The 26,531-nt window shown below is 33.8% G+C and carries 27 protein-coding genes; 10 read left to right on the top strand and 17 right to left on the bottom strand.

All coding sequences use genetic code 11. The features are described 5' to 3' along the window. Window positions 1-77 precede the first annotated feature (77 nt). From A9Q93_RS01940 to A9Q93_RS01930, 3 genes are all read right to left on the bottom strand, one after another. Window positions 78-1,334: an aminotransferase class I/II-fold pyridoxal phosphate-dependent enzyme gene (locus A9Q93_RS01940; protein ID WP_303685698.1), complete on the bottom strand. Its 1,257-nt coding sequence runs from the start codon at window positions 1,332-1,334 to the stop codon at window positions 78-80. Window positions 1,335-1,542: 208 nt separating this feature from the next. Further along, the gene (locus A9Q93_RS01935; RefSeq protein ID WP_303685697.1) at window positions 1,543-2,583 is read right to left on the bottom strand and encodes a PLP-dependent cysteine synthase family protein; all 1,041 of its coding nucleotides are present in this window, start codon (window positions 2,581-2,583) and stop codon (window positions 1,543-1,545) included. A 121-nt stretch (window positions 2,584-2,704) separates the two neighbouring features. After that, complete coding sequence (locus tag A9Q93_RS01930) at window positions 2,705-4,756, bottom strand: S9 family peptidase (RefSeq protein ID WP_303685696.1); 2,052 nt, start codon at window positions 4,754-4,756, stop codon at window positions 2,705-2,707. A gap of 147 nt (window positions 4,757-4,903) precedes the next feature. Between A9Q93_RS01930 and A9Q93_RS01925 the strand changes: the two genes are divergently transcribed. Continuing rightward, complete coding sequence (locus A9Q93_RS01925; protein WP_303685695.1) at window positions 4,904-5,227, top strand: YbaB/EbfC family nucleoid-associated protein; 324 nt, start codon at window positions 4,904-4,906, stop codon at window positions 5,225-5,227. Window positions 5,228-5,308: 81 nt separating this feature from the next. Here A9Q93_RS01925 and A9Q93_RS01920 read toward each other — a convergent pair whose 3' ends face one another. The 7 genes from A9Q93_RS01920 to A9Q93_RS01890 form a co-directional block, all read right to left on the bottom strand. Beyond that, entirely contained in the window at window positions 5,309-5,686 is a 378-nt protein-coding gene (locus tag A9Q93_RS01920) for a LysM peptidoglycan-binding domain-containing protein (protein ID WP_303685694.1), read from the bottom strand. A gap of 186 nt (window positions 5,687-5,872) precedes the next feature. After that, window positions 5,873-6,616, bottom strand: coding sequence for a YebC/PmpR family DNA-binding transcriptional regulator (locus A9Q93_RS01915; protein WP_303685693.1), 744 nt, complete (start codon window positions 6,614-6,616; stop codon window positions 5,873-5,875). A gap of 114 nt (window positions 6,617-6,730) precedes the next feature. Then, window positions 6,731-7,108 carry a hypothetical protein gene (locus A9Q93_RS01910; RefSeq protein WP_303685692.1) on the bottom strand — a complete coding sequence of 126 codons (378 nt, stop codon included), beginning with the start codon at window positions 7,106-7,108 and terminating at the stop codon, window positions 6,731-6,733. A gap of 93 nt (window positions 7,109-7,201) precedes the next feature. Then, the gene (locus tag A9Q93_RS01905) at window positions 7,202-8,134 is read right to left on the bottom strand and encodes a hypothetical protein (RefSeq protein WP_303685691.1); all 933 of its coding nucleotides are present in this window, start codon (window positions 8,132-8,134) and stop codon (window positions 7,202-7,204) included. Between the two features lie 97 nt (window positions 8,135-8,231). After that, entirely contained in the window at window positions 8,232-9,116 is an 885-nt protein-coding gene (locus A9Q93_RS01900) for an OmpA family protein (RefSeq protein ID WP_303685690.1), read from the bottom strand. Between the two features lie 86 nt (window positions 9,117-9,202). Then, the gene (locus tag A9Q93_RS01895; protein WP_303685689.1) at window positions 9,203-10,213 is read right to left on the bottom strand and encodes a glycosyltransferase family 2 protein; all 1,011 of its coding nucleotides are present in this window, start codon (window positions 10,211-10,213) and stop codon (window positions 9,203-9,205) included. Beyond that, complete coding sequence (locus tag A9Q93_RS01890; RefSeq protein ID WP_303685688.1) at window positions 10,210-10,656, bottom strand: type I restriction enzyme HsdR N-terminal domain-containing protein; 447 nt, start codon at window positions 10,654-10,656, stop codon at window positions 10,210-10,212. The genes A9Q93_RS01895 and A9Q93_RS01890 overlap by 4 nt, the downstream gene beginning before the upstream one ends. A 33-nt stretch (window positions 10,657-10,689) precedes the next feature. Between A9Q93_RS01890 and holA the strand changes: the two genes are divergently transcribed. The 3 genes from holA to A9Q93_RS01875 all read left to right on the top strand — a co-directional run bounded on the left by holA (window position 10,690) and on the right by A9Q93_RS01875 (window position 13,488). Beyond that, window positions 10,690-11,700 (top strand): DNA polymerase III subunit delta, encoded by a 1,011-nt coding sequence (gene holA, locus A9Q93_RS01885; protein ID WP_303685687.1) that lies wholly within the window; start codon window positions 10,690-10,692, stop codon window positions 11,698-11,700. Continuing rightward, window positions 11,700-12,761, top strand: a complete 1,062-nt coding sequence (menA, locus tag A9Q93_RS01880; protein WP_303685686.1) for a 1,4-dihydroxy-2-naphthoate octaprenyltransferase — start codon at window positions 11,700-11,702, stop codon at window positions 12,759-12,761. Before holA ends, menA begins: the two co-directional genes overlap by 1 nt. Before the next feature lie 529 nt (window positions 12,762-13,290). Beyond that, window positions 13,291-13,488, top strand: a complete 198-nt coding sequence (locus tag A9Q93_RS01875; RefSeq protein WP_303685685.1) for a hypothetical protein — start codon at window positions 13,291-13,293, stop codon at window positions 13,486-13,488. A 129-nt stretch (window positions 13,489-13,617) separates the two neighbouring features. On the opposite strand, the gene A9Q93_RS01870 is transcribed toward A9Q93_RS01875, so the two are convergent. Further along, window positions 13,618-14,556, bottom strand: coding sequence for a hydrogen peroxide-inducible genes activator (locus A9Q93_RS01870; RefSeq protein WP_303685684.1), 939 nt, complete (start codon window positions 14,554-14,556; stop codon window positions 13,618-13,620). Window positions 14,557-14,689: 133 nt separating this feature from the next. On the opposite strand from A9Q93_RS01870, the gene A9Q93_RS14395 reads away from it, so the two are divergent. The 3 genes from A9Q93_RS14395 (at window position 14,690) to A9Q93_RS01855 (ending at window position 16,082) form a co-directional block, all read left to right on the top strand. Continuing rightward, window positions 14,690-15,136, top strand: coding sequence for a cytochrome c (locus A9Q93_RS14395; RefSeq protein ID WP_369674682.1), 447 nt, complete (start codon window positions 14,690-14,692; stop codon window positions 15,134-15,136). A 67-nt stretch (window positions 15,137-15,203) separates the two neighbouring features. After that, window positions 15,204-15,704: a thiol peroxidase gene (gene tpx, locus A9Q93_RS01860; RefSeq protein ID WP_303685683.1), complete on the top strand. Its 501-nt coding sequence runs from the start codon at window positions 15,204-15,206 to the stop codon at window positions 15,702-15,704. Beyond that, window positions 15,705-16,082, top strand: a complete 378-nt coding sequence (locus tag A9Q93_RS01855; protein WP_303685682.1) for a diacylglycerol kinase — start codon at window positions 15,705-15,707, stop codon at window positions 16,080-16,082. 53 nt (window positions 16,083-16,135) lie between these two features. Here the strand turns inward: A9Q93_RS01855 and A9Q93_RS01850 are convergent, their stop codons facing one another. The 6 genes from A9Q93_RS01850 to A9Q93_RS01825 all read right to left on the bottom strand — a co-directional run bounded on the left by A9Q93_RS01850 (window position 16,136) and on the right by A9Q93_RS01825 (window position 21,743). Further along, window positions 16,136-18,841, bottom strand: coding sequence for a carboxypeptidase-like regulatory domain-containing protein (locus A9Q93_RS01850; protein ID WP_303685681.1), 2,706 nt, complete (start codon window positions 18,839-18,841; stop codon window positions 16,136-16,138). Window positions 18,842-18,843: 2 nt separating this feature from the next. After that, window positions 18,844-19,656, bottom strand: coding sequence for a GLPGLI family protein (locus A9Q93_RS01845; RefSeq protein WP_303685680.1), 813 nt, complete (start codon window positions 19,654-19,656; stop codon window positions 18,844-18,846). A gap of 329 nt (window positions 19,657-19,985) precedes the next feature. Beyond that, a complete protein-coding gene (locus tag A9Q93_RS01840; RefSeq protein WP_303685679.1) occupies window positions 19,986-20,291 on the bottom strand; it encodes a hypothetical protein in 306 nt (101 codons plus the stop codon). Window positions 20,292-20,392: 101 nt separating this feature from the next. Continuing rightward, complete coding sequence (locus tag A9Q93_RS01835; protein WP_303685678.1) at window positions 20,393-20,617, bottom strand: hypothetical protein; 225 nt, start codon at window positions 20,615-20,617, stop codon at window positions 20,393-20,395. After that, entirely contained in the window at window positions 20,601-21,428 is an 828-nt protein-coding gene (locus A9Q93_RS01830) for a GLPGLI family protein (RefSeq protein ID WP_303685677.1), read from the bottom strand. The genes A9Q93_RS01835 and A9Q93_RS01830 overlap by 17 nt, the downstream gene beginning before the upstream one ends. Before the next feature lie 18 nt (window positions 21,429-21,446). Beyond that, entirely contained in the window at window positions 21,447-21,743 is a 297-nt protein-coding gene (locus tag A9Q93_RS01825; RefSeq protein ID WP_303685676.1) for a hypothetical protein, read from the bottom strand. A 191-nt stretch (window positions 21,744-21,934) separates the two neighbouring features. Between A9Q93_RS01825 and A9Q93_RS01820 the strand changes: the two genes are divergently transcribed. From A9Q93_RS01820 to A9Q93_RS01810, 3 genes are read left to right on the top strand one after another with little or no spacing between them, the layout of a single operon-like run. Next, the gene (locus A9Q93_RS01820; protein WP_303685675.1) at window positions 21,935-24,367 is read left to right on the top strand and encodes a DNA translocase FtsK; all 2,433 of its coding nucleotides are present in this window, start codon (window positions 21,935-21,937) and stop codon (window positions 24,365-24,367) included. A gap of 9 nt (window positions 24,368-24,376) precedes the next feature. Next, window positions 24,377-25,021, top strand: coding sequence for an outer membrane lipoprotein carrier protein LolA (locus A9Q93_RS01815; protein WP_303685674.1), 645 nt, complete (start codon window positions 24,377-24,379; stop codon window positions 25,019-25,021). A gap of 42 nt (window positions 25,022-25,063) precedes the next feature. After that, window positions 25,064-26,440 carry an LptF/LptG family permease gene (locus A9Q93_RS01810; protein WP_303685673.1) on the top strand — a complete coding sequence of 459 codons (1,377 nt, stop codon included), beginning with the start codon at window positions 25,064-25,066 and terminating at the stop codon, window positions 26,438-26,440. Window positions 26,441-26,531: the final 91 nt, after the last annotated feature.

The raw sequence follows: 26,531 nt of genomic DNA, 5'->3' as shown, positions 1-26,531 counted from the left end.
TATGATCAATCGCGATTTAATGTAAAAAAAATGCCCTGTTTTCACAAGGCATTTTTTTTTATTGTCATTTTCTTAAATTAAGCCATTGCAGCTGCTACGCCTGCACTTAACCTTTTATAAACTCCGCCATCTAGACGCTCACGGATACCTTCAAACGCTGTGAGTGTTTCTTCAATATCTTGCATTGTGTGAGAGGCTGTAGGAATCAATCTCAATAATATCATTCCTTTAGGAATCACAGGATACACAACTATAGAACAAAATACTCCAAAATTTTCTCGCAGGTCTTTTACTAGAGCCATCGCTTCTGGAATACTTCCTTTAAGATATACTGGTGTTACACAAGATTGTGTCGTACCTATATCAAAACCTCTATCTTTTAAACCATTTTGTAACGCATTTACGTTTTCCCATAACTTTTCTTTGAGCTCTGGCATAGTGCGTAACATGTCTAAACGTTTTAAAGCTCCTACCACTAATTGTGATTGAAGAGACTTTGCAAACATTTGAGAACGCAAATTATATTTTAAGTAGTCTATTATTTCTTTATCGGCAGCAATAAACGCACCTGTACTTGCCAGTGACTTTGCAAATGTCGCAAAGTATACATCAATTTGATCTTGTACTCCTTGCTCCTCACCTGCACCTGCACCAGTTTTACCTAATGTTCCAAAACCGTGTGCATCATCTACAAATAACCTAAAATTATATTTCTCTTTTAAAGCAACAATTTCTTTAAGTTTTCCTTGCTCACCTCGCATACCAAAAACACCTTCAGAAATAACAAGGATACCACCACCTGTTTGCTCAGCAATTTTAGTAGCACGTTGTAAGTTCTTTTCTATACTATCTAGGTCATTATGCTTGTAAGTAAAACGCTTTCCATGATGCAAACGTACACCATCTATAATACATGCGTGAGCATCTACATCATAAACAATTACATCGTCTTTTGATACTAAAGCATCAACTGTAGAAACCATACCTTGATAACCGAAGTTCAATAAATAAGCTGCTTCCTTATTTACAAACGCCGCTAATTCATTTTGTAATTGCTCATGTAAATCAGTGTGTCCACTCATCATACGTGCTCCCATAGGGTAAGCACTACCGTACTCAGCTCCAGCTTCTGCATCTATTTTTCTAACTTCTGGGTGATTTGCTAGTCCTAGATAATCATTTACACTCCATGTAATTACTTCTCTACCGTTGAATTGCATGCGGTTTGCAATAGGACCTTCTAACTTAGGAAATACAAAATATCCTTCAGCTACACTTGCCCATTTTCCTAATGGTCCTTTGTCTTTGTAAATTTTATCAAATAAATCTTTCATGTCATAAAATTAAGGTACAAATATACGATTCTAATAATTATTAGACTGTATGTTATGCATGCATAATAAATAAGTTAATAACAACAATCTATTGATAAATAGCTTATTAAATGTTGTAAGGAATTCTGCTTTAAGAAAACAGCTATAAAAAAATCGCTATCTTATTAAAAGACAGCGATTAACAATTATTTAGATATGCTTAGGAATATTATTTAATATATTCTATATGTTGCTCGTTTGCAGTTGACTTAGCATCTACAAAGCCTTGCTCCTGCATCCATTGATCGTTATAAATTTTGCTCATGTATCTTGATCCATGATCAGGGAAAATTACTACCACATTTGCATTTTCATCAAATTCACCTTGTGCGACTAGTTGTTTAACTGCTTGTAAGGCTGCACCGCTAGTATAACCTACAAAAAGACCTTCTGTTTGAGATATTTTTCTAGCCATGTGTGCTGCATCTTCATCTTTTACCTTTGTAAAGCTGTCGATCACATCAAAATCTGTAGCCGTAGGTATTAAGTTTTTACCTAAACCTTCTATACGATAAGGATAGATTTCATCTTTATCAAATTCTTGAGTTTCATGATATTTTTTAAGAACGCTACCATAAGCATCTACTCCTAAAACTTTAATCTTAGGATTCTTTTCTTTTAAGAAACGTGCCGTTCCTGAAATGGTTCCTCCTGTTCCACTGCATGCAACTAAGTGCGTAATTTCACCAGCAGTTTGATTCCATATTTCTGGACCAGTAGATAAATAATGAGCTTCTGTATTTAACTCATTGAAGTATTGATTGATATAAATACTGTTTTTGATCTCATCGTGTAATCGTTTGGCAACTTGATAATAACTGCGAGGATCATCTGCACTTACATTTGCTGGACATACGTATACCTTAGCTCCCATAGACTTTAACATGTCTATTTTATCTGCGCTTGATTTTGAACTTACAGCAAGGATGCAATCATAACCTTTGATACGACTTACCATGGCAATACTAAAACCAGTATTACCAGATGTAGTTTCTATTATAGTATCTCCTGGATTTAAAATTCCCTTTTTTTCTGCCTGTTCTATTATATGAAGGGCTATGCGATCTTTTGAAGAATGACCTGGATTAAAGGCCTCTGCTTTTGCATAATAATTACCTGGAAAATCTTTTACAGTTTCAGAGAGCTTAATAAGTGGTGTTTCTCCTATTAATTCCAGTACATTATCGTACGCTTTTATGTTGTTACTCATATTTAGGGTTTTGCTTAGAAGCTCGACATTTCTCTCTTTTTAATTACAAGCGTTTTTAATGTCTGAGTTTCCAGATATGCATTCATTTTTGCACAAACGTTGCAAATTTACACAATTTTATCTAGCCTTTCTTATTTTGAAGATCCAGCAAGAAAGCGAAATCGATTGCGACCTCTTTAAGTGCATCATACCTGCCCGACGCGCCGCTATGTCCACTCGCAAGATCTGTCTTGAACAATAACAAATTGTTATCTTTTTTGAGCTCTCTTAATTTTGCGACCCATTTTGCCGGTTCCCAGTATTGAACTTGAGAATCATGATAACCTGTAGTTACTAGCATATTAGGATACTCTTGCTCCTTTACTTGATCATATGGAGAATAGCTCAACATATAATCATAGCTATCTTTGTTATTAGGATTTCCCCATTCGTCATATTCTCCAGTTGTAAGTGGTATACTTTCATCTAACATAGTTGTTACAACATCTACAAAAGGGACAGCACTCAGTATACCGTTATATAATTGAGGAGCCATATTTATTATAGCGCCCATTAACAATCCACCAGCACTTCCACCTGATGCATAAAGCTGGCTGGCAGTTGTGTATTTTTCTTTTATTAAATGCTCACTACAAGCTATGAAATCTGAAAACGTATTTCTTTTAGAAAACATTTTACCGTTTTCATACCATTCTCTTCCTAGATACTCGCCTCCTCTTACATGCGCAATGGCAAATATGAATCCTCGGTCTAACAAACTCAATCTGGAGATAGAAAAATAGGGATCAATAGTATGTCCATAGCTACCATAACTGTACTGCAATAATGGATTACCTTCTTCTTTTATCAACTCTTTTTTATAAACCAGACTTATAGGAACTTTTACTCCATCTTTTGCTGTTGCCCATATTCTTTCAGATTGATAATCAGTTGCATTAAAATTAGGATCTTCTATGGGTTGCGTTTTTAAAATAACCTCTTCCCTAGTTTCCATGTCAAATTCAATGACAGATGGCGGCATGGTCATAGAATTATAATTGTATCTCAGTTTTTTAGTTTGAAACTGAAAGTTTGCACTGGTAAACGCAGTATAAGTTTCATTATCAAAGGGCAAGAAATAATCTACCGTATTATCCCAGGCTTTAATCCTAATACGGTTCAAACCATTAAATCGGTCTGAAATAACAAAGTAATCTTCAAATAAATCAAAGTCTTCTAGCAGTACATCATGATCATGAGCTATAAAGTCCTGCCAGTTTTCCATTTCTGGGGTTTCAATAGCCGTTTTCATGACTTTAAAGTTAGTGGCTCCATCCTTATTAGTCATTATATAAAAACTATCTTGATAATGAGAGACACTATACTCCATGGCATCTTGTCGTTCTTGTACTACTTTAAAAGTACTATCAGGAAAGTTTGCATCTATAAATCGTACCTCATCAGATAATGTAGCAGATGATTTAATCATGATAAATCGCTCAGAAAGCGTCTTATACACAAAGCAATTAAATATTTCATCTTGCTCTTCAAAAACCAGCTGGTTTTCAATTGCTTGATCGCCTACTTTATATTTAAAAATTTTATTAGCTCTTAGAGTTTGTGGATCTTTTCTTGTAAAAAATAGAGTCTCATTATCATTTGCCCAGACAGATCCACCAGTGGTCAATTCTAGTTCTTGGTCCAGCGTCTCACCTGTCTCAAGATTCTTTATGAAAATTGTATACTCACGGCGTCCCTTTACATCTACACCATAAGCTAGCATTTTGTTATTAGGTGAGATATTAATAGAAGTAAGCTTATAATAATCATGGCCATTTGCCATGTCATTTACGTTAAAAAGCAATTCTTCTTTTTCTTCTCCGTCTTTTCTTCTATAATAATAAGGATAACTCTCACCTGTTTTCATTTTACTGATGTACCAGTAACCATTTAATAAATAAGGAACAGACTCATCATCTTCCTTAATGCGTCCCTTGATTTCTTCAAATAGTTGTTCTTTCAGGTCATTAGTATGTTCAGTTACCTTTTCATAGTAATCATTTTCTTTCTTCAAGTAATCTAATACTTCTGGCGCATCACGTTCTGTCATCCAGTGGTAATTATCGATTCTTTGATGACCGTGTTTATCGTGAATGTGAGCTATTTTCTTTGCAATAGGAGCCTTTAAGGACATATATTTCTAGTAATTTAAAGCGCTGCAAGATATAAAATAGCACTGCATTTGCGAGTATGTTATTGAGATAGTTATTTTTGTAAAAATTGTATGTAAAAGTTCCGCTTTCGCGAAAGCGGTATTTCAATAAACCTTAAAAATAAAAATATGTTCGGAGATATATCAGGAATGATGGGTAAGCTGAAAGAGACTCAGCAAAAAGTAGAAGACACAAAAAAAAGAATGGATACCGTTTTAATAGACGAGCAATCTAGTGATGGGTTATTAAAAGTAACCGTTACCGCTAGTCGCACGATTAAAAACATAATTGTAGCAGATGAACTTCTTGAAGATAAAGAACAACTGGAAGATTACTTAGTTATGGTAACTAATAAAGCACTTTCTAAAGCAGAAGGTATTTATGATGCAGAAGTTGCTGCAGTTGCTAAAGATGGCATGCCTAACATACCTGGAATGGATATGTTTAAGTAATCGCTATTTAAAAAATATAAAAGCCGTTTTCATAAGAATGAAAACGGCTTTTTTAATTGAATACGTAAGTATATTTACCTATTACAAGTTAGGAATTGTTAATTCCTGTCCAGGATGAATAAGATCTGGGTTTTTAAGTTGATCTGTATTTGCCTCAAAAATTTGCTTATATTTCATTGGGTCGCCATAATAATGCTTAGCAATAAGACTCAAAGATTCTCCACTTTCTACAGTGTGCTTTGCATAAATAGAATCGTCAGCTACTTTAATATCTGCCATTAAATCAGATGGGTTCTCGCCACCTACTTTTTTAATTTCATCCCAAAGTAGATTTTTGTGATGCGGCGTTGCTGCAGTACCTCTTATTTCTAATTTATCACCGTTAACTTGTACGTCACCGTCTTGAATATTTAATTGCTCTCCTAAGTCTAGAACGCTTTGATATTTTGCTTTAACCATTGTTTTATCTCGTTTTTAATTAATAATTTTAAAGTTAAGAATATTAATTGGTATTTAGAGAATTGTGTTTACAATATTATTTTAATCGGTAAAGGTTAAAAATATAGGTTGAATGAACATTATCTCGCTTTCGCGAAAGCGAGAGCCTCAACTATACTTTGCGATTAATTTCAATTTATGGAATTGTTATTCTTCGTCTTTAAGAGTGGTGTACACGTTATTTACATCATCATCTTCTTCTAGTTTTTCTAGAAGTTTATCTACATCTTCTCTTTGTTCTGGAGTCAGCTCTTTTTGCACTGTAGGAATGTATTCAAAATCAGAACTTAAGATTTCTAAATCCATTTCTTCTAACGCTTTTTGAAGAGCTCCATAATTTTGAAACTCTGCATAGATCATGATTCCATCTACAGAGTTGTCGTCTTCTTCGTCTTTTTCATCTAGGAATAACTCCTCAGCTCCATAATCTATAAGTTCTAATTCTAATTCTTCTATATCTAGGTCGTTTGCAGCTATTCTAAAATGGCATTTATGATCAAACATAAATTCCACAGACCCAGAAACACCTAGGTTTCCATCACATTTATTAAAGTGACTTCTCACGTTTGCAACAGTACGGTTGTTATTATCAGTAGAAGTTTCTACTAGAACAGCGATACCATGAGGTGCATAGCCTTCAAACAATACTGTTTCAAAATTTGCGGTGTCCTTATCTGTTGCCTTTTTAATTGCTCGCTCTACATTTGCCTTAGGCATATTAACTGCCTTTGCATTTTGAATAACGGCTCTCAATCTCGCATTTGAATCGGGATCTGGTCCACCTTCTTTAACAGCAATTACAATATCCTTACCTATTCTTGTAAAAGCTTTAGACATTGCGCTCCATCTTTTCATCTTACGCGCCTTGCGAAATTCAAATGCTCTACCCATTTCTTAATTTTTGATTTATAATGTGTAAATATAAAATCTTGTCTCAAGGCTCGCAACTAGAAATAAAAAAAGCCACTTTAAAAATGGCTTTTGTACAGATTTTATCAAATTTTACTATTTTAGAATAACTATTAACGGATCAATTTTATTTCTTACTTTTTTATACACATCATATTGTGGCTGTGTAAGTATTTCTTTCATTTCATTTGCTTGCTCTTGATATAAAGCCAGCAACATACCATTGATTTCTTTTCTAGTTCTTTGCGAGTTCAGAATACTTTCATTGACAGCTATAAACTCGGCTTGTTTAGTTTGAAATAATAGCTCTTGCTTTTCTGTTAAAGAGAGTTCATCATCAAATTGTAAAACAATTTTATTTGCTTTTGCTTCTTGCTCTGGAGTCGCTTTAACTGATGAATAGGTTTGAGCACTCGCTAAATTAACAGAGAAGAAAAGTACGATGCTAACGAAGAGTAATTGTATGATTTTCATAACTATAGATTTGTTTTAATTAGTAATTATCTATAAGTTAAGAATAAATCGCTAGCATGTAGCTAATTTTAATATAATCGTTGTTAAAAATTCTTAATAGGAATGAATGTGCTTTTGTAAGAATTTAGGGTAGCTGCTATTCCAAAGCTCGTATATGTGTTTTCTATTTTTATTAGACCATTTTAGAGCTTGATTGTAGCGTTCTGTTTTGCGTGTAATTTGATCTCGATTACCTGTTAATTGATCTTCTTTGATAACGTAAATGGCTGGTAACTTTTCACTGACTGCGGTCTTCAAATAATTACTCATATCGTTTAAAATGTCTATCAAAGTAGCATCCTCATTAAAACTGTTTAAATTAGTAATTGTTTCTAGCTCTTGAAGATTTGTCATTACAATGGCAGCATCTTTTTTCAATGACACGATACTTTTTTCATTTATATCTGTCCATAAGATTCTATCAGCTCTTTGAAGTTTTAAAAATTGAATTTGAATAGTGTGGAAGTAGTCATATAATTCAATAGTATGACTCATTTGCCTAGCAAGAGTAGAGTTATTTTTTAAGATTTTGAAATCATATTTATTACTATAATTCAAGATAGCCAGATCATAATCAGTTCTCAATTGTAATATTGATTTTCTTATATGCTGTAACAATTCAATTTCATTGACACTAAGCGGCTTCTGGTCTTCTAATTGAATAAGTTGAAGAAATTCATTTTTTACAATGCTTAAGTTACCATTGAGGTATTTTATAACTGCCATTTTAAGCTGCTCGTCATAAGCTTCTATTTTTTCTACTTTTCTTATAGCGCTCTTTAGTACGTTTTCTAGTCGCTTGCGTTGTCCTTTAATAGCTCTATCATTCTTACGAGCGGTATAGGTTTCCATATAATTCCAAGTCTGTCCTACTACTTGTTCATGTGTTGAATCAATAAATTTTAAATAGCCTTGAGCACTATCTACTTTTTGTGCATTGAGCGATTGAAAAAAGAATGCAATGGTTATAAAAATGATACGTTTCATAATGCCAAAAATACTTCAAATCTCATGACTAACTTTTTAAAAACAAAAAAGGGCTGTTTTTACAAACAACCCTTTTGTATTAAGAAAATGTACAACCTTAGTTTTTGTTTTCTGTTTCTTTTTTTGCATTAGCTTTTGCCTGCTCCATTCCTTTCTCAACCATATCAAAGAATTGATCTAGTTTAGGAAGCACTACAATTCTGGTGCGTCTATTTTTAGAACGACCTTCAGCAGTATCATTGCTTGCCACTGGCATGTAATAAGATCTTCCTGCTGCTGTCATACGCTCCGGAGAAACCTGAAAGTCTTTTTGTAAAACTCTGGTTACAGCAGTTGCACGAGCTGTACTAAGCGCCCAGTTGTCAGCAAATTTTGCTGAAGAAATAGGCTGATCATCAGTATGACCTTCTACCATAATATCAATTTCTGGCTTATCATTAACTACTTTAGCAACTTTACCTAAAACTAACTTAGCGCTTTCATTTACTTTATCACTACCACTAGAAAAAAGTAATTTATCAGAAATTGAAATAAATACCACACCTTTTTCCACATTAACACTAATGTCTTCGTCTTGAAGGTTTCCTAAGGAGCTTTTCAAACTAGTTACAAGAGCAAGAGTTACACTATCTTTTTTAGTGATCGCATCATTAAGCGACTTGATCTGCAAGTCTTTTTCTCTAATGCTTTCTAAAGAACGCTCTAGGTTACGACTACCAGTAGTCGATAAAGTCACTAGTTCGCCTTGGTTACTTAGCAGCGCATTATTTGAATTCTTAAGAGTTTCTATTTGTTCACGCATGCTTTCAATACGTGCTCTAGCTGCTTGCTCATCTGCATAGCATGCATTTAATTTTACTGTTGCGGTATCAAGAAGTTCTTTCGTTTCTTTTTGTTTTGCAATTGCTGCCTCAAGATCTTTCTTTGATGCACATGACACTAGAAGTCCACCAGCAAGCAACATTAAAAATATTTTCTTCATTTTAGTTTTTTTCTTTTGTTTGTTAAATAGTAAGACAAATTTAAAAATAAACAGCACTATGTCATGCCTATTAACAAGGTTTTAGGTTAATCAACGTTATTATTATAAGTCTTATTTCCCTTAATGAAATATTGAAATACAATGCTTAAATCATTGTTTCTAGCTATTTTATAGTTCGTAAATGATTTTACCTTTTGACGTTTTTTCCAAACTTTTCTCAAATTGAGATAAAAATTAAAATGAGCTTTTAAAACGGCTACAAAATGATTCCATTGTAATGCATAAAGAAATTTTATTGCAGCAATTCCATCGAGAATCATCCTCACAAATAAAATCCATAGCCATTTACTAGAATGATCGTTCTTAACAATGTTATACAAACTATTTCTAAAATTATAGAAGGTCTTCCTAGGGTTCAAGCTATTCAAAGTTCCGCCACCTAAATGGTAAACCGTAGATGACGGCTCGTAACTTATGATGTATCCAGCATGTCGTAATCTCCAGCATAGATCGATTTCCTCTTGATGCGCAAAATAATCTTCGTCCATGGCTCCTACTTCATTATAACAACTTATTCTTAAAAATAGACAAGCACCACTAGCCCAATGAAGATCTACAACATTGTCATATTGACCTTCATCTTTCTCGATAGTATTAAAAATGCGACCTCTACAATAAGGATATGCATATCGATCTAAAAATCCTCCTGCAGCACCAGCATACTCAAAATGATCTCTTTTCTTATCGTCTAATATTTTAGGTTGACATGCGGCAAGTTGTGTATCTTTCTCGAATCTTGTAGCAATCGCATCGCACCAGCCAGACGTAACTGTAACATCGCTATTGAGTAAGCAAACTACTTCTTCTTCAACTTTCTTTAAAGCCACATTATAACCGCCAGCATAACCGCGATTCTCATTCATCGCTATGATCTTAACCTCTGGAAAGGTTTTTTGTGTCCATTTTATAGAATCATCAGTCGATGCATTGTCTGCTAGATAAATGACATGATTTTTACTGTGTTCTACGACACTAGGTAAATAAGTTTTAAGTAACTCGAGTCCGTTCCAGTTTAATATTACGATTCCTATTTTCATAAAACGTATTCTGGTAAGTCTGGAATAAAATTATAAGTCTGCTTGTCGTAATCCATAGTACAAAAATAATGATCCATTCCATTAGTCACCATTAAGTATTGCGCATTTAAAGCTAGATTGTAGCGAGCTATTTGATCAAAAACAGATTGATCGATCTTAATTTCTGGCGCCTTGCATTCTATGACTAGATGTATAGAACCATCTGTGTTATAGGAGATAATGTCGTATCGTTTTGTAGTTCCTGCGATGATCAATTGCTTTTCTATGTTAATGAGATTTTGCGGTATCCGCTTTCGCGAAAGCAAGAACAAAACAACATGTTGCCGCACCCATTCTTCTGGTGTCAAGTGTACAAACTTTTTCCTGATTGGGTCAAAGATAGCACGTCCTTTTTCAGTACTTTTGACTCTGAAATTTCCAGCTGGTAGTCGCAATGGCTTCATAGCGCAATATTACAAAAACCTCAACAGCTCTCGATGAGTGATGCAACAAAGATTATAGCCGATTTAAAGCAAAAGCGATATGCGCCTGTGTACTTTTTGTGCGGTGCCGAGCCCTATTTTATAGATCAAGTTAGTGATTATATAGAAGACAATGTACTGGACGAAGGTGAGAAAGGCTTCAATCAAATGGTGATCTATGGAAAGGAGACCACCATGGAAGAGGTTCTTGAAAATGCAAAACGCTATCCCATGATGGCCGAGCATCAGGTAATTATTGTTAAAGAGGCACAGCATCTTGTAAAGCAACTGGCCAAATTAGAAAGCTACGTAGAAAACCCACAAACTACGACGATTCTAGTTTTTGCCTACAAATACAAAACTCCTGACGGACGCAGCAAGATTACCAAATTGCTTAAAAAACACGCCGTTTACATGGAGAGCAAGCCACTTTATGAAAATAAGGTTCCTGCTTTTGTAACTGGTAGATTGAAGGAAATGGGATTTCAAATCGATCCTAATGCGACTAGAATGTTAGTAGAATATTTAGGAACAGACTTAGGAAAAATCAACAACGAGCTTTCAAAACTGGCAATAGTCCATTCTAAAGACCGACCTATCACACCACAAGTAATCGAGGACAATATAGGAATCTCAAAAGACTACAACAATTTTGAGCTGCGTAAAGCTATGGGAATGCGCGATGTGGTAAAAGTTCATAAAATCATCAACTATTTTGCAGATAATCCTAAGGATAATCCACTAGTGCTAACGACGGCTCAATTGTATTCTTTTTTCACACAGTTATTGAAAGTACATACGATTAAGAACAAGAATGATTCACAAGCTGTCGCTCGTGCCGCTGGAGTGAATCCGTTTTTTGTTCAAGAAATAATTACTGCGGCAAAAAACTACCCTATGAAATATTGCAGTCGTGCGATAAAAATCATTAGAGATATGGATGTCAAATCAAAAGGTGTAGGAACGCATCAAGCAAATCATCACGATCTTTTAAAAGAAGCTCTCGTTAATATCATGTCTAAATAATGGCTGAAGCAAGTAAATTAAAAGCCTGGATCAGTGCTGCACGATTAAGGACGTTACCATTGAGTATTAGTGGGATTTTGGTGGGAAGTGCGTTTGCATTTTCAAAAGTTATTAATTGGAGATCCACTCTTCTATATTTAAAAAACCTTTCTATTGAAGAAACCGGCGTGGTCGACTATTTACAATCCATTGGTTTCGAATTTAATTATCTTATTCCAATACTAGCTTTAATTACAACACTAGGTTTCCAAATCCTTTCCAATTTTGCAAACGATTACGGCGATGGTGTTAAAGGAACCGATAATGATGATAGAATCGGTCCCATGAGAGCGATTCAAAGTGGTATTATTAGTCCGCAAGAAATGAAACGCGGAATGATCATTACTGCTACTCTTACTTTAATTAGTGCTATACTACTTATATATGTAAGTCTTGGAATTGAAAGGTTATTAGTTTCTTTATTCTTTTTAGTTTTAGGTATTGCCGCTATTTGGGCAGCGATAAAATATACGGTAGGCGATAATGCTTATGGTTATCGAGGTCTAGGCGATGTATTTGTTTTTATATTTTTTGGTCCTGTAAGTGTTATGGGAATCTATTATTTAATCACTAAGACTCTAGACTGGGAAATGATATTTCCATCCATTACTATAGGTCTTTTGAGCGTTGCAGTTCTCAATTTAAATAATATGAGAGATGTGGAGAGTGATAAGAAAGCTGGTAAAAATACTATTGTAGTAAAAATGGGACTTGTTAAGGCTAAGTTGTTGCATTATGGATTTATTATTATTGCTTTTGTTTGTGCCATAATTTCGGTTTTAGCACTATTTGTTTCTGCTATGGAAGTATCAGTTTATAACGATGAAGAAATTTTTTACGCTAATAATTATTTCACTTTCTTACCACTCCTAGCCTTTATACCATTATTCATTCACTTATTTAAAGTAAAAAGAACCCAATCACCTGCCCTACTTGATCCTGAATTGAAAAAAGTGGCGCTATCTACTTTTTTGTTTGCGGTTTTATGTTGTTTAAGTGTTTGGATAGTTAGCTCGTTTTAAGACAATTGATTTATTTCTAGTTAAGCCCAATTATTGTTTTTAATTTTCTCCTTTATCAAGAAATGAATCATCAATCAAATCAATCGATGCATGTTAGGTTTCCTTTTGATTTCATAAGGGCAGAATTAATTCTGCCCTTATGAAATCAGATTACTAAAATCAGTATTCAATAACTTCAATAACCCTACTCGATCCTGAACAAAAAAAAGTAGCGCTATCTACTTCTTTGTTTGCACTTCTTTCTATCCTAAGCGTTTATCTTGTTACGTAATAAAACAGTTGGATCGTGATAAAAACGTTTAAACTATTTTATGGATTCCATAAGAAAGTTTTAAACATTATGCAAAGCATAATAACTAACTGAATATCAGTTTGCAATAGCTGTTTTACAATTTTCTAAGAAATTAAACCGACATTTTTTCACACTTAAACTATTGTAAATATGGTATTTAAAAACTATATTTAGCCTGTATAATAATAATCCCTCTAATTTATTGATAAAAAATTACTTAACTTAAATCTTGAAATTATGGCTAGGGCTATGTTTGAGTACACAAAAACAATACTTGAAAAAGTAAGTTTTAATTCGGCACTATTTAGTAAAGAATTACAAAAAGCAGTGACAAGGTTATTACCTTTTGAAATTCAAGAACTCGAGATTTGGATCAAACAATTGATACTTCAAAATCCAGAGTTGAAAACTTGTATTCCACTTTTAAAAGGTTGACCTTATTAAAAAAATAAAAAGCTGAAAATCTAATGCTCATTAGATTTTCAGCTTTTTTTATTGTTGCTTATAAGAAATCTCAGTTTCCTCTTTGATATTCAATAATAAATTAGCTAAAACTAAACAGTACTATCTTCCTGCTACTGGACTAATAATTTGTACGTTTTGAAAGGCAATAGCTCCTTTTATTACACCAGTAATCACCGCATGCAAAGCATCAATGATTTGCATTTTAAGCTCGCTCTTATGATAAATCAAACTTATTTCTCTAGCAGGTGATGGATCTTCAAAAAACCTTAAATTATCTTTCTTATGATCTGAAAGGTCCATAGTGTTTAAATAAGGCAATAGAGTCATACCTAACCCTTCATCGGCTAGTTTTATTAAGGTTTCAAAACTTCCGCTTTCTAACATAAAACGTTCTCCATCAGTATCACGCGTATTGCGACATAAATTTAAAATACTATCCTTAAAACAGTGTCCATCTTCTAGAAGTAGTAAATCGTCTACATTTATATCATCTACTTTTATTTTAGCATTTGGTTTACCTGATAGTTTAGGATCATATGCTACAAAAGGCTCATAATACAACGCGCGCTCTTTGATCAAATCATGTTTTAAAGGAGTAGCCGCAATAGCAGCATCTATACTACCATCTTGTAAACCATCAATTATATTTTCAGTGGTTAATTCTTCTATGCGTAGTTTTACCTTTGGATATTTATTGACAAAATTTGCTAGAAACATAGGCAATAAAGTAGGCATTACCGTAGGAATTACTCCTATTTTAAACTCACCACCTATAAAGCCTTTTTCTTGATCCACGATATCCTGAATACGATCGCTCTCATTAACAATATTACGCGCCTGATTCACGATTTTCTTACCAGTATCAGTCAGTTCGATAGGTTTTTTACTTCTATCAAAAATCTGCACATCCAGTTCATCTTCTAGCTTTTGAATTTGCATACTTAATGTAGGCTGCGTTACAAAAACCTTATCTGCTGCCTTAGTAAAATTCTGATATTGAGCAACGGCAAGCACATATTTTAACTGAGTTATCGTCATGATAGATATTTTCTACAAAAATAATACATGTTATTTGATTTATCTATGAAGTTGTACTGATTGTAGAACGTATTTTATGAAAGAATTATATGTAAGTTCGCTTTCGCGAAAGCGTACTAATTAAATAAAAACTATGTTTAACGATCTATCTAAAGGTCTTGCCATAATATCTGGTTTAATTCTAACCATGATTCTCGTCATATTTGGAGCGGCATTTTTTGTGGCCCAAGAACAACAAAAATATGCTATTCAACCACCGTCACAGCCTGTTGAAGTAAAGCCTGCTGTAGTACTAACGGAACAACAGACACAAGGAAAATCGCTTTTTCAAACTAATTGTGCTTCCTGTCATAAAAGATACAAAAAAGCAGTAGGACCAGCTTTATATGGAGTTACAGAACGTCGTGATCAAGAATGGCTCTACAAGTGGATTAAAAACAGCTCAAAATTGATTCAATCTGGCGATGCTCAGGCAGTCGCTATATATAATGAGTATAATCAGTCTAATATGAACGCTTTTCCACAATTAAGCAATGGAGATATAGATGCTATTTTATCTTGGGTGGAGATTCCTAAATAATTAACAAGACATTAGAAACGCAATGCAAGGTTAATTGTAAATTTATACCCAATTAAAAAATAAACGCATGGCGACGATTACAATAGGTGGAAATGAAATTTCTACGAGTGGGCAGCTACCTGAAGTAGGAACACAAGCACCAGACTTTAAACTTAAAAAAGCAGATCTTTCCGAAGCTTCTATAAATGACTATAAAGGAAAACGTGTTATTTTGAACATCTTTCCTAGTATAGATACAGACGTATGTGCAACATCTGTAAAAAACTTCAATAAACGTGCGACAGAACTTGAAAATACCGCAGTGCTGTGTATTTCAAGAGATACTCCATTTGCACAAAAGAGATTTGCTAGCGATGAAGAATTAGAAAACGTAGAAAATCTAAGTGATGTAATTGATGGATCCTTTGGAAAAGATTATGGGTTAACGATGACTTCAGGACCTCTTGCTGGTTTTCATTCTAGAGCAGTGGTTGTTCTTAATGAAGAAGGAAAAGTTATTTATAATGAGCAAGTTCCAGAAATAGCAGACGAGCCTAACTATCTAGAAGCTCTTAAATCGCTTTTATAATTGGGATTTATTAAATTTATTACAGGAAGGATTAAGGCCATGGGTTATGCGACAAAAGGCGCCATCATTCTTCTTAAAACCGAACCTAGTATTCAAGTACAAGCCACAATAGCTATTTTTATGACTATTGCTGGCTTTTACTTTAATATCACTGCCACAGAGTGGATCGCTCAAACCTTTTGCATAGGTCTGGTCATGGGAATAGAAGGAATGAACACCACCGCAGAGGCCATTGCAGATTTTATTCATCCTGATTTTCATGAAAAAATAGGACACATAAAAGACATCGCTGCTGGCGCTGTCGTGATTACTGCAATTGCTGCGGCTGTCGTTGGGTTTATTATTTATACGCCTTATGTTGTGGCATTTTTTGAGTAAGCTAAGATTCATAAAATCCCATCTTACACATATACTTGATCTATTTCTAATTACTAAAACCTATACTTTAAGTTGAGTAACAAATAGCGTGGTAATAAACGATAAGATACTGTAGATGAAGACACATCATTGATGGAACTGATTCTAAATTGCTCGGTATTGGTGAGGTTTCTTGCCATAAATGAAAAATAAAACGGGCTGTCTTTTATATTGTATCGCGCGTCGAGATCTAGGAAATAATAGGTATTATCTCCTTCATTGATATTACCGAAGAAATAGCGTTCTGATTTAATTTGCACATCAAACTGCTCGTTGAAAACAAAATTTAAATCTAGAAACGAGTTGTTGTCAACAAATGAATTTGTAGTTCCAGAAGCTGAAATTTCATTCCAAGTCCAAGTGGTTCCTATATGATAATTAAATATTCCATCAAATGCAGATCGCATCTCTAGACCTAAATTATAATTCACACTTTCTACTTCTCTAAGATTAGAATTATTGATGATGTTTTTAAAATTGCGTTGTGAATAACCACCTTTAAGTTTAAAATTAGAGCTTATTTTACCTATGTAATAATCCATGTTTGCATTAAGCGTTATAGATTCTCTATCTTCTATTAATATTTTCTCTGTTTGTGAGAAATTGGGCTGCAAAATAGAATTGGTAGAGAAAAAATCATGATCTTGCGTGTAGCTTGCTATAAAATTTGCAAAAAACTGATCGCTCCAGTTCCCTAGCTGGTAATTGAAATTGAAATTGCTCGCTTCAACCTGATTAAAACTGCCTGCTCCTTTGTAAAAAGATCTAAAACTGGTCAATACAAATTGATCATAAACGTCTAGAATACCAGCATTAGTTGTATTATGAGAACCACCTAATCCTATTCTGTTTTTTTTATTGATTTTATAATTGGCATCAAATTTTGGATTGATAAAAAACGGTTGCTCAGTATTATTCGCTCCTGACTGTTCTAGGCTATTAAATAATTGATGTGCATCTAGTGATCCTGTAAGTTTTAAATAGCTCCATTTGTATAAGTATTTCCCTTTTAAATACAAATCGTTGACTCTGTATCTGGTATTGTTTTCATAACCTGAAGATGGCTCGGTGGTGTTCCCGCTTTCGCGAAAGCGTAACCTATTCCCTAATCGATCTTCTCTATATTCATTACCTATTTGTATTTCTAGCAAGTGACCGTTTTCTTTGCGATCTAAATAATGAGCATTAAATCCAGCATAGGTCATCTCATTTTCTAGATCTTGAAAAACCGATTCTGGTTCTGGTGTGGTATTGAATAAATCCTGAAAGAAATATTGATTTACATCATAGCGTTGTGGTGCTTTTTCATCAATAAATCTTCCAGTAATAAGCAACACTTTAGAATCGTCCAGTCTATTAGTATATGTAATGATATGATCCAGCCGCTCGTTTGCTGCGGTGAGTGATTCTAAAGTAGAAACGCCATTAAACTGTAAATTGCTACCAGCATCGTTACAACGATCGCTATATGAGGTAATGGATTCTATGCTTGCAGTTTTAGAGATGTCATAATTCAGTTGGAATTTACCAAAACTGGTCTGGTACTTATTGCGCAATACATAATCTTCTGTATTAGTAAAATCAGTGTCGTTTGCAAAAAAACTGTTGGTACTGTTTTTAAAGAAGTCTTTCTCGTCCCAATTAAAAAAGCCTATGGTTTTGATTTTTAGTTTGTCGCTAGGGTTAAAAATAGCGTTTAGAGAAAGTAACTCTGCATTATTAAAATTAGAACGGCTGGCTTTAAAATTATACAATCCGGCTTCTAGACTTAATAAATTGCTGACTTGCTCGCCATCGCCCACGCGACCAGGTTCTCCATACCTAAAAGGATTGATTAAATTACTCACATCTCCTGTGGCGTCTTGCCCAGTAGAGTTTGCATTTCCTAAAAAATAAAATTTATTCTTTTTACCAAAGCTCATCAAGTTAAAACGTGCTTGATAAAAAGAATCGCCTTCTAGATCCTGACCTAGCTCCACATTACCAAACCACTGGCGTTTTGCGTCTTCGTCAAGTGTAAGGTTTAAAGCAACCTTATCGCTTTCTTCTACTCCTTTAAGGAGTTTATTATTAGAATAATGCTGCAATACCTCAATTTTATTGAGTTGTTTTGCAGGCATGTTTTTGGTGAGGATTTTATAGCCTTTTTCAAAAAAGTCATCGCCTTCTATCATGACTTTTTCTACTTCTTGATTGCCTATTTTAATAGTACCATCAATTTCTACAGTAAGTCCCGGTATTTTTTTAAGTAGGTCTTCTACCACTTCTTCATTGCCTTGCATAAAGGCTTTGGCATCTATAATTATCGTATCTTTTTTAACACGTATAGGTAAGTCTGCATTTACAATGATCTCATTAAGCTCCAGTTGTTGCTCTTGCATGATGACATTAATGGTCATTTCTTCCTTAATGTCTGTAATGGTTACCGTCACAGGAGCCGATTTATACGATAAAGAAGAAATGGTAAGAAAATGAGCGCCTGTATTTTCTGGTTGTATTTTATAAAAACCCAATTTATCGGTTTGAGTAAAAGCAACAATACTGCTGTCTTGTACTGTTTTAAGAATCACAGTAGCAAAAGCTACTGGTTCTTGTAACTCATTTACTGCAGTACCAGATATTTGAGCATTGAGAATACTACAAGTAAAAAATAGAAAAAGACCGGTTAGGGTCTTTACATTTCTGTTTTTTGGAAAAAAAATTCTATAAAAAACATTCACATTTACATGCTAAAATTAGTTTTGGATCTAAACTCATTGGAAGGTTCTAACCATTGTTCGGTTGAAAAACTATGCCTTACAGTAAAACCGCGCGAATCAGTTCTTGATTTAGCAACGCGTAACTTTTTTAATTTAGCATCAATCAAATTTTTATCAAATTCTTTATAGGAAACTTTTTTAAATTTCTCACTTCTACCATTAAAACTCTTAAATTTTTCATTTATGGATTGAGTCTCTTTTATTTTCTTGAGCTCCCACTTATATATGCCAGTTTCATCATAGATTGAAACGATAACACCAGGAAGACCATTAAACTTCCAAGGACCGATAGTTACAGGGATTTCGTTGGTAAAATATGCGGTATATTTTCTTCCTCTAAATTTCAATTTTGCTTTATGACACCTATATCCAGAAATTATGTTAATTTCCGATTCGATTTTCCAACTCATTTTAGGTAGTTCTTCTTGAATAGATAGAAATTCTTTTGTTCCACGACGGTCGAATGTATTCTCTTTTAAAATTAATTGATTGCGATCAATTAAAATTTCAGAAAAATACTCCTTTTTATCAACTTGTCCATCTAGAATTTGATCATAACTTTCTTTTAAACTTCCTTTTGACTTAGGAGAGTAATCAACATCATAATAACTAAATTTATCACTTACTATTAAAGTGGTATTTCTATAATTAAGTATTTCAGGAGTATAACTAACTGTCAAGAGATAATCTAGTTTAATAACTTCTTGTTGAGCAATTAAATAGTTAAAATTGAATATTATAATTAGTAAAACTTTAATAAATAGATGTTTACACATAAACATAATGAGATTTTTGAATATTTTATGATTATTTTTTTTACAACTATAATAATAACTTGTATATTCTTAAGTGCCTTAGAATTAAAACCCTCCTTAAAGAATTATCTCTTCCGAACCCAAAAAATACAATCATTTAATTTTAATATTGAATTATAAATTATACTTAATAAAAATTCCATGTTTATATTTTTTTCTGTTTAAAATAATACATCTAACAAAATTTGGTATTATTATTTTGTAAAATTAGTAAATAAATAATCTCTTAAAAAAGAAAAAATTTACCTAGTAAAAAAAACAATTCACTAGGTAAAACTTTTACTCAGTTATTAGCGCATCAAGTTTCGAATTCTTCTGGCTTGAGCTATTTGACCACTATCTGAACAACTTACACCTTCCTTTTTATCAAATTCTACAACCGCAGTAACTTCACCTTCACTATTTTTAAATGTATAACGACAAATAGTTCTAATGTATTCGACCGAAACTTCTGAATTGTCAAGATCTACATTCATAATGTCTACAAATTCTAAAAGATTGGTCGGATTTTTCGATTCGATAGAGTTATCCACAACAGAAAACCCACTACTCAACATAAATACTCCAGCAAGTGCCGCAAAAACTAATTTTCTCATAATAAAATGTTTTAATTGATTAATATGAGTTAAAGAAACTATGAAACTAAGAAACTAAGAAAGATCCTAATTTCCAATGAGTTATTTTATTTTTTAACAGTTTAATTGTTAATTTTTACTGTGAATTTAAATCGAGTGTCTGTAATACTGCTGTCTTGAGCAGTTTTAAGAATTACCGTTGCAAAGGCTACTGGTTCTTTTAACTCATTTACCGCAGTACCAGATATTTGTGCGTTGAGCACAAGGCATGTAAAAAATAGAAAAAGACCTGTTAAGGTCTTTTTCTTGTTAATGTAAATAAAGTTGAGTTTACTTTTTTTCTTCATCTTCGGTTTCCCATTCATAGATTAATTCCAGTGAATTTACATTTGATACAGCTTTGACATCTTCGCTAATCTGTTCATTTATAAAAGACTTATTATATTCTTTAACTTTATTCAACATTCTCGCTCTTGCAATTTTTAATCTGTTAGAACTGCGTTTTTCAATACAAGCTAACTCCGATCGATAAGATGTCATCCTATATAAGTCCGTAGGTATTTTAAAAAAAATTGTTGATAATTTAACATTACTTTTAAGTGATACAGCGGTGTAGATAAAATCTCCATCCGTTGAGTTCATTTCTAAAATAAGACCTGGTAGACCTAATATTTTATATGGCCCTACAGCCATAGGTATGCTTTCAGTAAAATAAGCTACTATTGGTCTTCCACGGTATATGCCAGTAGCTTTAATACATTCTAAATTTAGAATTTGTTTCTTATCCTTATGAATAGTCCATTGAATTTTAGGTATAGAGTCTACGACAATTACTTTACCTGAATTAAGACATGACTTCCTAACATGAAATTGCTTATTCTTTTTTAAGTTACCAATTGTATAAGAGCCTAGAACATTTTCCTTAAAGCCAGGTATCTTATATTGCCAGTTATCAATACTATCTTTTACTGTATTGCGATATTTATAAACAGAATCGTTAAAAGTCAAAACAACACTTAGTTCACTTGTAAGACTATTACCATATAAGGTTTTATTGCTTTTATTATAAACTACTTCATATAAATTATCCTCACTTTGAGCATTAATTATTTGAAACACAAAAAATAATAAGAAAATAAGATTTCGATTACCCTGCATCTAGTTTGTTTTTTGTGTTTATCGTGGTGCTATATTTAATTCTGAACGTTTACAATTAAAATCATCCCAAACAAAGCTATCAAATGATCCAGAATTAGAAAACAACTCGCATGCGCCTCTAGTTTGAGTATAAGTTATTAATTGTTCCATTCTAAGAACATTGTTCTCATCATAGTAAAAATTTACTGAATGGCAGGCGCATAAAGTAAATAAATCCACTGAAGTTTCTTCTAATAATAGCTGCTCATTAGATTCAACGAACCCACTACTCAACATAAAAATAGCCGCCAGTGCTGTAAAAACTAATTTTCTCATAATTAAATATTTTAATTAATTAATATGAGTACTAAGAAACTAAGAAACTAAGAAACTAAGAATAATCCTAATTTAATTGTGACTAATTTTTCATACTAGTTCACAACCTTTATTTCCTTTTAACTAATAACTCACAACTACTTCTTTAAATGCCATGCAATATTCTTATTTTTGCTCGTTCACTATAGTTCATGGCGCGTAAAAAATCTACAACCAAAAAATCTACAGCAAAGACTAAAAAACCTTTGCAAATCCCTAGCTTTAAACTCAATAGATTACAGCAAGTAATTCTAGGTAGTGCGCTTATGGTTTTCAGTCTATTATTGTTGTTCTCCTTTACTTCCTTTTTATTTACTGGAGCTCAAGATCAGAGTATAATAGATGAACTAGGCAATCGCAACCTTGTAACTCAAAACTGGATCAGCCAGCTCGGTGCTTGGTTAGGACATGTGTTCATTTATAAAGGATTTGGTATTCCCGCATTTTCTATTGCGATCATGACTTTTATCTCGGGAATTTATTTATTTGCCAGTGGTGATGATGCGTTCTCGCTTTCGCGAAAGCGGATTTCTAACCTATGGTTCTGGGGATTGCTACTAATGTTGTGGTTTTCTGTCACTCTAGGGTTTTTTCATAGATCTAATGCCTTGTTAGGCGGAAAAGTGGGCTATGAATTGAATGATTTCCTGCAAGATTATTTAGGTCTTATAGGTGCTGTTTTGGTCATGATTTTCATTGCGATCGTTTATCTCGTATTGCGATTAAAGCTAACTCCAGAAATTATCAGTGCGTATTTTTCTAAGAAAGCAGGAGAAGTAAAAGAAGAATTTGACGGAATTGCCTCTACCGACGAAGAGAGTGAATGGGAGAAAGCTACTGTAGAAGGCAGCTCGCTAGAAGATGAAACGGTTGGACAAGAGCCTAAAGAACCTATTAAACTTTCTGGAAATGATATGGAGGTTACCGTTCCAGAAGAAGAAGTTATTCCAGAGCCAGTTTTAAAGAAAACGGTCGCGCCTAAAGATGAGGACGATATAGGAATGGATATCGAGCCAACTCAAGAGGAAGAAGAAGTGGACAATAAAGCCTCTAAGCTTGTAGAGGATTTTGGCGAATTTGATCCTACTTTAGAGCTGAGCAATTTTCAATTTCCACCTATTGATTTATTAAAGGATTACACTAGAGGTAAAACCATCACAATCAATGAAGAAGAGCTGCAAGCAAACAAAGATCGTATTGTTGAAACGCTCAAGAACTACAAAATAGGGATCGCAAAAATCAGTGCTACCATAGGACCTACGGTAACACTTTATGAAATAGTACCTGAGGCAGGAATCCGTATTTCAAAAATTAAAAACCTAGAAGATGATATCGCCTTATCGCTCGCTGCGTTAGGAATACGTATCATAGCTCCTATTCCAGGAAAAGGAACTATAGGAATTGAGGTGCCTAATCAAAATCCTTCCATCGTTTCTATGCGATCAGTTATTGCGTCGCCTAAGTTTCAAAATGCCGAGATGGAACTTCCTATCGCTTTTGGTAAAAATATCTCTAATGAAACCTTTGTCGTAGATCTTGCCAAAATGCCTCACCTACTTATGGCTGGTGCGACTGGACAAGGTAAATCTGTAGGATTGAATGCAATTCTTACCTCGCTGCTTTATTCCAAGCATCCAGCAGAAGTAAAGTTTGTTTTGGTAGATCCTAAAAAGGTAGAGCTAACCTTATTTAATAAAATAGAACGTCACTACCTAGCCAAATTACCGGATAGTGAAGATGCCATAATTACTGACAATTCTAAGGTAATCAACACCTTGAACAGTCTTTGTATAGAAATGGATCAACGTTACGATATCCTGAAAGACGCGATGTGTCGTAACTTGAAAGAGTACAACGCAAAGTTTAAAGCACGCAAACTAAACCCAGCAAATGGTCATAAATTCTTACCGTACATCGTACTGGTAGTAGATGAATTTGCAGACTTGATCATGACCGCTGGAAAAGAAGTAGAAACACCTATCGCTAGACTTGCCCAACTGGCTCGTGCGATAGGAATTCATTTAATTATCGCGACTCAAAGACCGTCTGTAAATGTTATTACAGGTATGATTAAAGCTAACTTCCCTGCGAGAATATCTTTTAGAGTTATGCAAAAAGTAGACTCACGTACCATTCTAGACAGCGGTGGCGCAGACCAGTTAATAGGTCGTGGTGACATGCTGTACACCGCAGGAAATGAGTTGATACGTATTCAGTGTGCATTTGTGGACACTCCAGAAGTTGAAAAAATTACTGATTTTATAGGTGGTCAGAAGGCATATCCAGACGCACATTTACTGCCAGAGTATGTAGGTGAAGATGGTGGCACAAGTCTTGATAACAACATAGACGAGAGAGATGCAAAATTTAAAGAAGCAGCAGAAATTATTGTTGTAGCTCAGCAAGGAAGTGCATCGCTTTTACAACGTAAATTAAAGTTAGGCTACAATCGTGCCGGCCGTATTATCGATCAACTGGAGGCTGCAGGTATTGTAGGCGGCTTTGAAGGTAGTAAAGCGCGGCAAGTTTTAATTCCAGATCTAGCTTCTCTCGAAGTGTTTTTAAATGAAGAAAGTAATAAATAAAAAATGAACATGAAAAATTATTTCCTATCTGTTTTTATGATTTTCGCTTTCGCGAAAGCGGTAACAGCACAAGATGCTAAAGCAGATAAATTGCTTGATGAAGTAGCTCAAAAATTCAAATCCTATGATAATGTTTCCTTTACCTACAAAGGAAATTTCAAAAATTCCAAAACTGGGACGGACATGGATGTTCAAGGAGATGCAAAGATGGCTGGTGAGAAATACAACGTTAATTTTATGGGTACTACCTATATTTTTGATGGTACAAAGCAATATGCTATTAATACTGAAGACCAGCAAGTAACTATTTCTACTGTTACTAATGACGGTAATCAAATGATTACACCATCTAACATATTAACTTTTTATGAAAAAGGCTACGTGAAGAAATGGGATATTTTACAAAATGAAGGTGGTAGAAAAATTCAGTTTATAAAACTAACTCCTATTAAATCTGACTCTGAATATAAAAATGTTTTATTAGGAATAGATGTAAATACAAAGCACATTAATAAAGCAATCATCACTGAAAACTCTGGAACTGTTGCCACTTTTAAACTGATGTCTCTTAAAACTAATGAACCGCTTCCAAAAAATTCATTTTCGTACGATCCTAAGCAATACAAAAACTGGACAGTAGAAGAAATGAATTAAAGGACGTATCAATTAAGACCTACTTAGTTTTAAAAATATAGTGTGAAAATATTAGATCGTTACATATTAAGCCAATACATAAAGACGTTTTTAAGCGTCTTTATTGTATTAATGTTTATTCTTATTCTACAAGCGATCTGGTTATACATTAAAGAACTTGCTGGTAAAGATCTTGATGTGATTACCATAGTTAAATTTTTATACTACTCTACACCGGTTGCCGTTCCTATAGCATTACCATTAAGTGTTTTACTAGCTGCGATTCTCGTTTTTGGTAACATGGCAGAGAACTACGAGTTTGCTGCGATGAAATCTAATGGAATTTCACTGCAACGAGCAATGAGATCGCTCACGATTGTAATTTTAGGCATAGGGATTACATCATTTTTGTTTGCAAATTCTGTTATTCCATGGGGTCATTTAAAACAACGTAATTTAAGAGGTAACATCGCTAAAATGAAACCTGCTATGGCTATAGGTAAAGGAACATTTAATCAACTAGGCGATATTAACATCAAGGTAGCCGACAAATCTGGTGAAAATGGTAAATTTCTAACTGATGTAATAATTCATAAAAAGAATCCTAGAAAAAACGGGAATTATACTGTAATCAAGAGCAAACGAGGTGAATTAAAAAGCTCGTTAAAATCTAACGTAATACAATTAGTGCTGGAAGAAGGAAACTATTACGAGGATTTGTACCTGTTACAACCTAGAAAGGCAAAAAGTTCACCTTTTGTTAAAAGTTATTTTGACACTTACACTCTCAATATAGATGTGTCTCAGTTGAATAAGGTTGATGTAGACGAAGAATCTGTTACAGATAACCATAGGATGTTAAAAATCAATGAGCTGTATAACCGTATAGATACATTTTCATTAGCACTATCTAACAACTATAAGATTTATCGCAATAATCAACATAATGCTTGGGCTCCTAAAGCTTTAGATAATAGAGTAGAATTAGATTCCATAAAATCAAATCCAGATGATTTTCTAGCTTCTCTATCCATACATAACCAGCGTAGAGCCTTAGACGTAGCACTTTCTAAAATGCGTAGCCAGAGAGCTGCTGTTAAAAACCGAGAAGCACAATTAAAAGGTGAAGCTTCAAGACTTGCTAAACATGAAATAGAAATTCACAAAAAATATGTTCTAGGAGTAGCATGTATTATTCTTTTTTTCATAGGCGCTCCACTAGGTGCTATAATTAAAAAAGGTGGAATGGGATTACCTCTTGTGGTTGCAACGTTATTCTTTCTCACCTATCATTTTATAGGCATTTTTGCAGAGAAAGCCGCTACAGAAGGGGCTTTCCCAGCCTGGTTAGGTGCCTGGATGAGCACCTTTATAATTTTCCCGATAGGTATTTATCTTACCTATAGAGCAACTACAGATCAAGGCATATTTAGCAGCTAGTTTTTACCTTACTCTTTTAAAATAAGACTAAAATAACAGACCGACTTAGCTTAATCCTTATCTTTGTATTCAAAGAAATTACTATATGATT

Source organism: Nonlabens dokdonensis (assembly GCF_002162835.1).
GTDB lineage: Bacteria > Bacteroidota > Bacteroidia > Flavobacteriales > Flavobacteriaceae > Nonlabens > Nonlabens dokdonensis_B.
The sequence above is the reverse complement of the archived record's forward strand: the minus strand, read 5'-3'. Positions and strand labels throughout refer to the sequence as shown.